The 12044-nt window shown below is 57.0% G+C and carries 4 protein-coding genes, 1 tRNA gene and 3 rRNA genes; 6 read left to right on the top strand and 2 right to left on the bottom strand.

Annotation, left to right across the window (positions count from 1 at the left end; translation table 11 throughout):
* Nucleotides 1-336: 336 nt before the first annotated feature.
* The 3 genes from sake_RS10810 to rrf all read left to right on the top strand — a co-directional run bounded on the left by sake_RS10810 (nucleotide 337) and on the right by rrf (nucleotide 5638).
* Nucleotides 337-1867: ribosomal RNA gene (locus sake_RS10810) — 16S ribosomal RNA — on the top strand.
* A 377-nt stretch (nucleotides 1868-2244) separates the two neighbouring features.
* Nucleotides 2245-5349, top strand: a 23S ribosomal RNA gene (locus sake_RS10805).
* 171 nt (nucleotides 5350-5520) lie between these two features.
* A 5S ribosomal RNA gene (gene rrf / locus sake_RS10800) occupies nucleotides 5521-5638 on the top strand.
* Together the 16S, 23S and 5S rRNA genes form the textbook arrangement of a ribosomal RNA operon.
* A gap of 369 nt (nucleotides 5639-6007) precedes the next feature.
* Here rrf and otsB read toward each other — a convergent pair.
* On the bottom strand, nucleotides 6008-8473 hold the full coding sequence (gene otsB / locus sake_RS13645; RefSeq protein WP_165001036.1) for a trehalose-phosphatase: 2466 nt from the start codon (nucleotides 8471-8473) through the stop codon (nucleotides 6008-6010).
* A 155-nt stretch (nucleotides 8474-8628) separates the two neighbouring features.
* Here otsB and sake_RS10790 point away from each other — a divergent pair, with 155 nt between their 5' ends.
* The 3 genes from sake_RS10790 (at nucleotide 8629) to sake_RS10780 (ending at nucleotide 10942) form a co-directional block, all read left to right on the top strand.
* Nucleotides 8629-9522, top strand: coding sequence for a thioredoxin domain-containing protein (locus tag sake_RS10790; RefSeq protein ID WP_178946025.1), 894 nt, complete (start codon nucleotides 8629-8631; stop codon nucleotides 9520-9522).
* Between the two features lie 131 nt (nucleotides 9523-9653).
* Nucleotides 9654-9730, top strand: a tRNA-Thr gene (locus sake_RS10785).
* 288 nt (nucleotides 9731-10018) lie between these two features.
* Nucleotides 10019-10942, top strand: coding sequence for an SDR family oxidoreductase (locus tag sake_RS10780; protein WP_178946024.1), 924 nt, complete (start codon nucleotides 10019-10021; stop codon nucleotides 10940-10942).
* Here sake_RS10780 and sake_RS10775 read toward each other — a convergent pair.
* Nucleotides 10917-12011, bottom strand: a complete 1095-nt coding sequence (locus tag sake_RS10775; protein WP_178946023.1) for a TDT family transporter — start codon at nucleotides 12009-12011, stop codon at nucleotides 10917-10919. The genes sake_RS10780 and sake_RS10775 overlap by 26 nt on opposite strands.
* Between the last annotated feature and the right edge of the window lie 33 nt (nucleotides 12012-12044).

Genomic DNA, 12044 nt, shown 5'->3' with positions numbered 1-12044 from the left:
TAGACTGGTAGATTGTGGCTCCTTGAGACTTAGGTCTTCAAGAGCCGAAAATTGAGTGAACAAAGCGGAAACGTCAAGTTGACTCGCCGATGAACAGCCGGTAAAGTTGTTCAAGCAAACCGCGGGAGCGGACATCACATACCTGATGCGAGTTCCTAGTACGGGATTGTTGTTTGAGAACTCAATAGTGTGCTTTGTTTGAATGTTGTACCGAAGTTTTTATTTTTTGAATTCTTGTTGGTTTCAACATGACACGGCGGATGTTTGTGTCATCACCCCGTGATGATGGTCCGTCGTGGTTTATTTTGTTGGGCCACGGGTTTTTCTTTTTGTTTTTTAACGGAGAGTTTGATCCTGGCTCAGGACGAACGCTGGCGGCGTGCTTAACACATGCAAGTCGAACGCTGAAGCCTGGTGCTTGCACTGGGTGGATGAGTGGCGAACGGGTGAGTAATACGTGAGTGACCTTCCTTGAACTCTGGGATAAGCCCGGGAAACTGGGTCTAATACCGGATACGACCAGTCCTCGCATGGGGTGCTGGTGGAAAGGGTTTGTACTGGTTCTTGATGGGCTCACGTCCTATCAGCTTGTTGGTGAGGTAATGGCTTACCAAGGCGACGACGGGTAGCCGGCCTGAGAGGGTGACCGGCCACACTGGGACTGAGACACGGCCCAGACTCCTACGGGAGGCAGCAGTGGGGAATATTGCACAATGGGCGCAAGCCTGATGCAGCGACGCCGCGTGAGGGATGACGGCCTTCGGGTTGTAAACCTCTTTCAGCAGGGAAGAAGCGAAAGTGACGGTACCTGCAGAAGAAGCGCCGGCTAACTACGTGCCAGCAGCCGCGGTAATACGTAGGGCGCAAGCGTTGTCCGGAATTATTGGGCGTAAAGAGCTCGTAGGCGGTTTGTCGCGTCTGCTGTGAAAGCCCGGGGCTCAACCCCGGGTGTGCAGTGGGTACGGGCAGGCTAGAGTGCAGTAGGGGAGACTGGAATTCCTGGTGTAGCGGTGAAATGCGCAGATATCAGGAGGAACACCGATGGCGAAGGCAGGTCTCTGGGCTGTTACTGACGCTGAGGAGCGAAAGCATGGGGAGCGAACAGGATTAGATACCCTGGTAGTCCATGCCGTAAACGTTGGGCACTAGGTGTGGGGGACATTCCACGTTTTCCGCGCCGTAGCTAACGCATTAAGTGCCCCGCCTGGGGAGTACGGCCGCAAGGCTAAAACTCAAAGGAATTGACGGGGGCCCGCACAAGCGGCGGAGCATGCGGATTAATTCGATGCAACGCGAAGAACCTTACCAAGGCTTGACATACACTGGATCGCCGTAGAGATACGGTTTCCCTTCGGGGCTGGTGTACAGGTGGTGCATGGTTGTCGTCAGCTCGTGTCGTGAGATGTTGGGTTAAGTCCCGCAACGAGCGCAACCCTCGTTCTATGTTGCCAGCACGTGATGGTGGGGACTCATAGGAGACTGCCGGGGTCAACTCGGAGGAAGGTGGGGACGACGTCAAATCATCATGCCCCTTATGTCTTGGGCTTCACGCATGCTACAATGGCCGGTACAATGGGTTGCGATACTGTGAGGTGGAGCTAATCCCAAAAAGCCGGTCTCAGTTCGGATTGGGGTCTGCAACTCGACCCCATGAAGTCGGAGTCGCTAGTAATCGCAGATCAGCAACGCTGCGGTGAATACGTTCCCGGGCCTTGTACACACCGCCCGTCAAGTCACGAAAGTTGGTAACACCCGAAGCCGATGGCCTAACCCTTTGTGGGGGGAATCGTCGAAGGTGGGACTGGCGATTGGGACTAAGTCGTAACAAGGTAGCCGTACCGGAAGGTGCGGCTGGATCACCTCCTTTCTAAGGAGCTCAACTGTTTGGTTGGCCATGCTGGGCACGAGTGTTGTCTGGGTGGTTTGCTCATGGGTGGAATACAATATTCGCGGCAATGGATTTCTTCTTGTGGAGGGGTTTGTTGTGTGCTTGCGTGCTGGTGTCCTGTGTGGGTGCTGGTGTGTGGGGATGAAGTGCACTGTTGGGTTTTGAGGCAATGAACCGTTGGTTTGGTTGTCTTGTGGCCTGGCTTCGTCATGGTGGCCTCCTGTGGGGTTGTTGTGGTGGGGTGATGGGGTTGTTGTTTGAGAACTATATAGTGGACGCGAGCATCTTATGATCCGGCGCCTTGTGGTGTCGGGTTGTGATTGTTTATTTTGAATGCCTTTGTGGTGATCATTTGTGTGTAAATCGTTAAGGGCGCACGGTGGATGCCTGGGCACAAGAAGCCGATGAAGGACGTGTGAATCTGCGATAAGCCTCGGGGAGTCGATAACTGGACTGTGATCCGAGGATTTCCGAATGGGGAAACCCCGCTGCCTGTCAAGGGTAGTGACCCGCATCTGAATGTATAGGGTGTGTGGAGGGAACGAGGGGAAGTGAAACATCTCAGTACCCTCAGGAAGAGAAAATAATAATGATTCTGTGAGTAGTGGCGAGCGAAAGCGGATGAGACTAAACCTGTGGTGTGTGATACCGGTAAGGGGTTGCATCATGGGTGTTGTGGGGTTTGTTTGTACCAGTTCTTACTTGGCTGGTGGTGTTCAGCGTTGTGGTAGGCGAATCATCTGGGAAGGTGGACCGTAGTGGGTGAGAGTCCCGTAGTCGAAATCATGGCGTTGGTGCTTGAGCGAATACCCGAGTAGCACGGGGCTCGTGGAATCTCGTGTGAATCTGCCAGGACCACCTGGTAAGTCTAAATACTTTCTTGTGACCGATAGTGTATCAGTACCGTGAGGGAATGGTGAAAAGTACCCCGTGAGGGGAGTGAAATAGTACCTGAAACCGTGTGCCTACAAGCCGTCAGAGCCTTTTGGGGTGATGGCGTGCCTTTTGAAGAATGAGCCTGCGAGTTAGTGCTGTGTCGCGAGGTTAACCCGTGTGGGGTAGCCGTAGCGAAAGCGAGTCTGAATAGGGCGATTGAGTGGCATGGTCTAGACCCGAAGCGGAGTGATCTACCCATGGCCAGGTTGAAGCGTGTGTAAGAGCGCGTGGAGGACCGAACCCACTTCAGTTGAAAATGGAGGGGATGAGCTGTGGGTAGGGGTGAAAGGCCAATCAAACTCTGTGATAGCTGGTTCTCCCCGAAATGCATTTAGGTGCAGCGTCGCGTGTTGCTTGCCTGAGGTAGAGCTACTGGTTGGCTGATGGGCCTTTACGGGTTACTGACGTCAGCCAAACTCCGAATGCGGGTAAGTGTAAGCGCGGCAGTGAGACAGTGGGGGATAAGCTTCATTGTCGAGAGGGAAACAGCCCAGATCATCGACTAAGGCCCCTAAGCGTGTGCTAAGTGGGAAAGGATGTGGAGTTGCTGAGACAACCAGGAGGTTGGCTTAGAAGCAGCCATCCTTGAAAGAGTGCGTAATAGCTCACTGGTCAAGTGATTCTGCGCCGATAATGTAGCGGGGCTCAAGCACACCGCCGAAGTCGTGACAATGCATAATTTTTTGTGTGTTGGGTAGGGGAGCGTCGTGTACTGCGGTGAAGCTGTCGTGTGAACGTATGGTGGAGTGTACGCGAGTGAGAATGCAGGCATGAGTAGCGAATGATGCGTGAGAAACGTATCCGCCGAATGATCAAGGGTTCCAGGGTCAAGCTAATCTTCCCTGGGTTAGTCGGGGCCTAAGGCGAGGCCGACAGGCGTAGTCGATGGATAACGGGTTGATATTCCCGTACCGACGAAGAACCGTCCATACTAAACCGGTGATACTAACCATCCGGGTCATGCTGTGTGCTTCCTTGTGGAGTGCTGGTGTGGTCTGCATGGGGCCTGAACCGGGGCGGTAAACGCATTAACGGGTGTGACGCAGGAAGGTAGCCGGGCCACGCGGTGGTTGTCGTGGTCTAAGCATGTAGGGCGGGTCGTTGTTAAATGCGCGATCCTTTGGGCCTGAGATGTGATGGGACCCCCTTTGGTGGGGGGATTCGGTGATCCTATGCTGTCGAGAAAAGCATCGGCGTGAGGTTCTAGTTGCCCGTACCCTAAACCGACACAGGTGATCAGGTAGAGAATACTAAGGCGTTCGAGAGAATCATGGTTAAGGAACTCGGCAAAATGCCCCCGTAACTTCGGGAGAAGGGGGACCTTGAGCGTGACCCACCTGCGCGGTGGTGAGCGTGTATGGGTCGCAGAGACCAGGGGGAAGCGACTGTTTATCAAAAACACAGGTCCGTGCGAAGTCGCAAGACGATGTATACGGACTGACTCCTGCCCGGTGCTGGAAGGTTAAGAGGACCCGTTAGATCCTTTGGGGTCGAAGCGGAGAATTTAAGCCCCAGTAAACGGCGGTGGTAACTATAACCATCCTAAGGTAGCGAAATTCCTTGTCGGGTAAGTTCCGACCTGCACGAATGGAGTAACGACTTCCCTACTGTCTCAACCATGAACTCGGCGAAATTGCAGTACGAGTAAAGATGCTCGTTTCGCGCAGCAGGACGGAAAGACCCCGTGACCTTTACTATAGTTTGGTATTGGTGTTCGGTGTGGCTTGTGTAGGATAGGTGGGAGACTGTGAAGTCGCGGCGCTAGTCGTGGTGGAGTCGTTGTTGAAATACCACTCTGGTCATATTGGATGTCTAACCTCGGCCCATGATCTGGGTCAGGGACAGTGCCTGATGGGTAGTTTAACTGGGGCGGTTGCCTCCTAAAGAGTAACGGAGGCGCCCAAAGGTTCCCTCAGCCTGGTTGGCAATCAGGTGTTGAGTGTAAGTGCACAAGGGAGCTTGACTGTGAGACTGGCAGGTCGAGCAGGGACGAAAGTCGGGACTAGTGATCCGGCGGTTCATTGTGGAATGGCCGTCGCTCAACGGATAAAAGGTACCTCGGGGATAACAGGCTGATCTTGCCCAAGAGTTCATATCGACGGCATGGTTTGGCACCTCGATGTCGGCTCGTCGCATCCTGGGGCTGGAGTTGGTCCCAAGGGTTGGGCTGTTCGCCCATTAAAGCGGCACGCGAGCTGGGTTCAGAACGTCGTGAGACAGTTCGGTCCCTATCCGCTGCGTGCGTTGGAGAATTGTGGAGGCCTGTCCTTAGTACGAGAGGACCGGGACGGACGAACCTCTGGTATGTCAGTTGTACCGCCAGGTGCATGGCTGATTGGCTACGTTCGGGAGAGATAACCGCTGAAGGCATCTAAGCGGGAAGCTTGCTTCGAGATGAGTTCTCCTTGCCTCCTTTGAGGGGTGTGAGGCTCCCTGTAGATGACGGGGTTGATAGGCCGGGTATGGAAGCCAGGACGTAAGACTGGTGAAGTTGACCGGTACTAATAGGCCGAAGGTTTATACACATTCGACTCGTTGTGGGTTGGTGTGGTTGTCATGAAGGTTTGATGGATGATCCTGTGATGGGTGTTTGCGTTCACTGTATGGTTTTGGGATAACAATCTTGTGTGGGTTGTTGTTGTTTGAGGTTTCACCATGCTGGCCCCTGGTGTGGGGTGGGTGTGTGTGGTTAGTTTTTCGGTGGTTATGGCAAGAGGGGTACACCCGGTCTCATTCCGAACCCGGTAGTTAAGGCTCTTAGCGCTGATGGTACTGCACCCGGTAGGTGTGTGGGAGAGTAGGTCGCCGCCGAAATATTTTTGTGGTGTGGTGCGGTGTGCATTGCTTGTCCTCTGTGTGGGGGTGGGTGGTGTGCATCGTGCTGCACCTTTTTTGTGTTTAATGTGTGGCCCCCTTTTTTTTTCTTTTGTTACCGTGGTTTTTGGTGGTGTGGGGTGGTGGGGTGGTGCATGGGGATGTGTGGGATGCCTGCTTCGATGTCTGGGGTGGCTGCACGGACGAACCCGAACCCCTCATACCATTTGCGGTTGTTGCTTGAGGGGACGAGCTAGACAGCACGTGAGAATCTGAGCCCTTCGCGTTATATTTCCACTACGGCATAAGAAAGAGGCCCCGGCGAACGCTGTCACAAGCGTTCGCCGGGGCCTCTTGTTCGTAAGGCGTCTACGAAGGGTCAGGCAAAGTTCCGTGCTGCCGATCAGGGTTCTCCGCGTGCGCCCTGCGCAGGTGTGCCAAACGGGCCAGGGCGTGCGACATGGCCTCAGGGCCGGTCACCCGGACCCGGGCGATGGATTCGGCCCGTCCGACCTTGATACCTAGGTCATCGGCCCCTAGAACACCCAAAGCGTATTCGTCCGTCAGGTCATCGCCAGCGAAGATCGTCGTATCGGCCTTCGTGAAGTCCCGGATGATCTCCATCGCGTCGCCTTTGTTGACCTCGAGCACGGCGCATTCGACGACGTACTGCCCCGGAGTGAGCTTGACCCCCGGAATGTTCTTGAGGGTCTTGACCGCGTCAGCCTCGGCCGTCTGGGCAGCGGCGTCGTCGTTCATGGTTCGGGTGTGGAAACCTACCCCGGCCGGCTTGTGTTCGATCTCCGAACCTGGGTGCTTCCGGACGAGCTCTTCCACGGCTCGAGTTGCCTCTTCCAAGGCGTGCCTCTGCGCATCCGTCAACGAAAGTTCGGGTGACTCCTGGCCCCCGGCGGAGAGATCGAATTCTGCGCCGTGCGAACCCGACAGCAGCATCTTGTTGTGCGGGTCTGCAGTCTCTCTGAGGAAGCTCAAGGGCCTCCCTGAAATGAGAGCGACCGTCGTCTCGGGCAAGCCGGCGAGAGTTTCGAGGGCCGTCTGAGAGAGGGGGAGTGCCCTGGCTTCCTCCGGATCGGTTGTAAACGGTGCCAAAGTCCCGTCGAAATCCATCGCTACCAAGAGGTTGTCGGTTACAGCCGCGCGCTGGAGCTCCTGCTCGACGGCAGGCGTGGGGAACGGTCCATGCCCCCGGTCGATGTGGCCGACAGTCGGAATCTCGTCCGTGGCAGGCTCGGGGCCCAGGTAGTCTTCGCGGGTTCGCGAGAGGTCCTCGAGGAAGCGGGTCGACCAATCTTCCACGTCATGTGCGAAGATCTGCTCGCGCATGCCTTTCATCCGATCCTGTTGTTCCTCGATCGTCATGTTTTTCGCATACAACAACGCCTCTTTGAAGCCATCGATATCGTGCGGATTGATCTGAATAGCATCGGGAAGTTGCTCGGCCGCACCGGTGAATTCCGAGAGCACCAGAGCTCCCGTGTGGTCGAGATGGCTCACCACGAATTCTTTGGCTACGAGGTTCATGCCGTCTCTGAGTGAGGAAACGACCATAACGTCGGTTGCCAGATACAAAGCGATCATTTCTTCGAAGGGGTATCCATGATGCAGATACCGGATCGCAGTATGGGACATGGTGTCGAACTGTCCGTTCAAGCGTCCCACCATGCCTTCGATCTGCTCTCGCAGCTCAATGTAGGAGGCGACCCGTTCACGGGACGGGCTGGCAACCTGAATCATCGCAGAACTCTCGACGGTGAGGTCACCATCGTTGAGGAGCTCGCCGTACGCCTTGAGACGGTGGCGAATGCCTTTGGTGTAGTCCAATCGGTCAACGCCCAGATAGACGGTCTTGGGGTTCCCCAATTCCTCGCGAATCTGGCGAGCCCGGCGCTTCGTGGCCGGTCGTGAGGCCATCTCGGTGACGGCCTCGACATCGATGGAAATCGGGTATGACGTCGCCCGGGTGATCCATGTGGGCAGATCCCGGTTCAAGCGTTCCTTGCGGGCACGCCGCCGGGATGTCACATTCGGCATCGCGTTCGTGTACGCCCGTCGGAATCGTTCGTTGCTTTCCTCCTCATTCTGTTCCTGAGGGGTTTGGGTCACTTCCGTGCGTTCGCCGTCGAACTGCACACCGAGAATTTTGTCGCAGCATCTGCGAAAGTTCGACGCGTCTCCGGGGCGTTGGAATCCCAAGAGATCGGCGCCGAGCAAGCCCGTCAGAACCTGTTTGCGCCACGGCAACTGAGCGAAGATTTCCAAGGGCGGGAAAGGTATGTGGTCAAAGAATCCGATCGTCAGGTCGGGGCGCAAATGCCGAAGCATCGCGGGCACCAACTGGAGCTGATAGTCCTGGATCCAGACCGTGGCATTGTGCGATGCGCTACGGGCTGCGGCCTCAGCGAATCGATTATTGACCGCCCGGTATGTATCCCACCACGTACGGTGAAATTCAGGCTGGGCAATGACGTCGTGGTAGAGCGGCCAAATGGTCGCATTGGAAAAGCCCTCGTAGTACCGGCGAACCTCACCTTCGGACAGCGTCACGGGAACCAGATGGAAAACATCGTGATCAAAAGGTTCGAGGTCCTCATCGGCAGCTCCGTGCCAGCCAACCCAGGCCCCAGTGTGTGAGGACATGACGGGAGCGAGTGCGCTGACTAGCCCACCCGGGGATCGGCCCCATTTCGACTCGCCATTGTCGTCCACGGTGCGATCCACCGGTAACCTGTTGGCCACCACAACAAAGTCGTAGTCGCCTTCCTGCCCTTGACGAGGGCTGGCATCGTCGTTCATAGCATCTTCAACCGGACACATGGCTTCTCCCTTCGACCAATCTATGTCTAGCCTATCCGCACTTGCGCGTCCGCACAGGGGCAGTTCGCAAGAGAAAACATTGACGGGCCTTTCAGGGAATTCCGTTAGGCTATTTCCGATTACAAGTACCGTCCAATTCGAACAGGGAGCAACACGTGGCATCCTCTCCTTCGCCGCGGAGCAGCGAGGCGCGAGAAAAGGCGCGCCAAATCGCAGCAAAGCAAAGCAAACGATCCTCAAAGTCGTCCCGCTTGTGGTGGCAAATCGGCGTGGTCGTGGTTCTGGTGCTCATCATCGGCATCATTGCGGCCGTGTACACCCACAACAAGAAGGGCGAGATCCCGGATTCTGGGCCCGTGCCCACGAGCGCCAACCAATACGGAGGCATCGTGGTAACGAAGGACGGGATCAAGAAAGACACCTCCGACGTCGACACCCGAGACGTGAACGACCTGAAAACCTCTTCGGCGTCCGCCTCCCCGGATGATGAGTCCAAGGGCAAGGAAACGACCCTGCCCGTTGGCATGCCGACCGCTGACGAAGCTAAGAAAAACGGCCAGCCTGCTCGCGTGACGATTTTCCAGGACTACAACTGCATCCACTGCGCCGAATTCGAAAAGGCCAACGGCGAAGAGATCAAGAAGCAGGTTCTCGACGGTGATGCCACTCTCGAGATCCGTAACCTGAACTTCTTGGACCAGGAGACCAGCACCGAATACTCCTCTCGTGCTGCAATGGCCGCGTATTCTGTTGCCGAGCAGGTCTCTCCGGAGAAATTCCTCGATTGGCAGGCGGAGATGTTCTCCCACCAGGGCCAGGGCGGAATGTCCAACAAGGAATTGGCGGACCTGGCGGACAAATATGGCGCCGACATCAAGGACGACCTGGACTCCAACAAGTACCGGCCGATGGTCAATGTGACTGTTGCCGAGTCCCAGGAAAACGGCTTGTCCGGAACTCCGACCAGCTACGTGGACAGCACCAAGTTCACCGGTCAGAGCTTTACCGATTTCCTCAACAACATCAAGAAAGCCAAGAGCGGAAGCTGACCTCCGCGAAGGCTCACGGTGCTTGTGGGGCGCGATGCCGAATGCTCGGCATCGCGCCCCATGCTCGTCCATGATGCACAGTTTGGGATAGGGCGTTCCGACAGGTAATCTAATCAGGCGCCTTGGCGCATGCCTCCTTAGCTCAGATGGCCAGAGCATCTGTCTTGTAAACAGAGGGTCGCCGGTTCGAATCCGGCAGGGGGCTCCACCGAAAACGGGCCATGGACGGCGAAAGCCATCCATGGCCCGTTGTGCATGTGCTGGAAGCCTCGTCCCGCGAAGGGTCATTCATACTCCGCGGCAGCATCGCGTCGATGCGGCCGCTTCTGCACGTCCAAGAGGGTGCGTTCCCGGAGCTGCCGTTCCTTGCCCCGTTTCTTGAGGAAATGCGGGGGTGGTTAGGAGCAATGGCAAGAGATGAGGATGACAGCTAGGCCTGCGGCCCTAGAATGGAGGGGAAGCGTACGTCAAATGGATAACCTCTCTAGGAGAAACCATGACTCAGCCGAATACGCAGAACCACACATCAACAGATCAGTTGGAATTCCAGAACCCCGTCACTCGCTTCCCCACGATCGAGCCCCCGAAGCAGCACCAGCCGGAGCCCGGCCTGGATGCAGAACTGATCCCTCAGGCGGATCGAGGAGAAAAAACCTACCGTGGAACGGGACGCCTGGAAGGCCGAAAGGCGCTCATCACCGGTGCCGATTCGGGCATCGGTGCGGCCGTTGCGATCGCTTTCTCGCGCGAGGGCGCCGACGTCGCGCTGAATTATCTCCCCGACGAGGAAACGGACGCTCAGTACATCAAGGAGCTTCTTGAGAAGGAAGGGCGCGTCGTCCATCTCTTGGCGGGCGACCTGCTGGACCACGAATTCTGCCGTACCGTGGTCGACGAGGCCCACGAGAAGCTGGGCGGGCTGGATATATTGGTCAACAACGCGGGAAAACAGGTCGTGACCGAAGGGCTCGAAGGGTTGAGTGACGAAGAACTCGAAGCCACGTACGACGTCAACATCCTTGCGATGTTCCGTATCACCCGACAGGCCCTGAAGTACCTTCCGGCAGGCTCCTCGATCGTGAACTCGACGTCGATTCAGGCATATGAGCCATCGCCGCACATCATGCATTACGCATCCACCAAGGCAGCCATCAACAACTTCTCCAAAGGGCTGAGCCAAGATCTGGCACCGAAAGGCATACGGGTCAATGCGGTTGCACCCGGCCCGATTTGGACCCCATTGCAGGTCAGCGACGGCCAGCCCAAGGAGGCTTTGCCGAAGTTCGGCCAGAACACTCCCATCGGCCGTGCGGGGCAACCGACCGAACTGGCTCCCGCTTACGTGTTCTTGGCATCTTCCGAATCCAGTTATGTCATCGGTGAGACGCTCAACGTCAACGGCGGGCAGGTATCTCCGTAGAAAGACCCCGAGCGAGGTTCATGACGGTCCCCGTCGCGGCGACGCACCAATGCGCCGCCAGAACCAGCAATAGTACTGCGGACAAGACGTCCCATCCCATGAGGTGGGTCCCGAGGCTGCAGGTTCCGACGGGGAAGGTCATGGCCCACCAGCCGGGTGTGAAAGGCATTCCTCGGGCGAATCCGCGGTATGTCGTGAAAGCGGCCCACAGGAAAACCGGTATTCCAATAACGAGCACTACGACCCCGTAGATGTGGGCGAGGCGCGCCAATGCATCGACGACGTCGGGCTGCAGAAGCGGTTGTGCGGCGGTCGAGAGCGACTGCGCCGCTGCGGTGGACTGTCCCACAATCCCCAGTGGGATGAAAGCCGAGGCCGCGGCGGCCAAGGGCAGGGGCTCCTGCCTCCACGCGTGTGCGTAGGCAATGGCAAAAATTGCGATGCCCATGGACAGTGCAACGAAGAAGCTGCCGCCCGAGAGGACCCCGGTGAATACCGCGCCGACCAGAGAGTGGGCGTGCGAGACCAGCTGTGCGCCCGTCGTCGCGGTGACCATCGGTGCAACGATCGGAAGCCCCCACGCCGGCAGAGGGCTTTCCGTGTGGCCTTTCATGAGTTTCGCCGCAAACCCGACGGCCGCGACCAAACCGATCGCCGTGCCGATCGTCCACATCACCCAGTCGACGCTCCACGCGACAGAGGTGAGCCCCGGCATCCAGGAAGACAGAACGGTAGGGGTTGAGGAACCGACCGATAAATAGCCCATTGAAACCATGCCCCAGGCGGTGACCTCCGAGTGCTTGGTAAAGGAGTCCTTGAATGTCCTGGGGGAACGGAGGCAACGCAGCACGAATCCGATCGAGAGTATCGCCAGAAGAACCCATCCCGCGACAAAAAGTACGATCGGGACGCCGGGTACGCCATGAATCTGAGTCAGATTCGCGAACAGAGAGGTGCCCATGACGGCCCCGAACCAAGCCGGACCTGCCGGAACAACGGCCTGCGATGGCCTGGTGGCGCGGGGGGCGTGACGTCCTTCAATGTCTTTTTGTTGCGCGGAAAGTAGCATGCTTCGAGCCTAAGGCCGGGGGCGCAGGCTCGG

The sequence above is a fragment of the Kocuria sp. TGY1127_2 genome, from assembly GCF_013394385.1.
Classification (GTDB): Bacteria; Actinomycetota; Actinomycetes; order Actinomycetales; family Micrococcaceae; genus Rothia.
The sequence above is the reverse complement of the archived record's forward strand: the minus strand, read 5'-3'. Positions and strand labels throughout refer to the sequence as shown.

Excerpts from the sequence above, each read along its gene's own strand:
- sake_RS10775 (WP_178946023.1), bottom strand. The coding sequence starts at position 12,011 with ATGCTACTTTCCGCGCAACAAAAAGACATTGAAGGACGTCACGCCCCC.
- sake_RS10780 (WP_178946024.1), top strand. The coding sequence starts at position 10,019 with ATGACTCAGCCGAATACGCAGAACCACACATCAACAGATCAGTTGGAA.
- otsB (WP_165001036.1), bottom strand. The coding sequence starts at position 8,473 with ATGTGTCCGGTTGAAGATGCTATGAACGACGATGCCAGCCCTCGTCAA.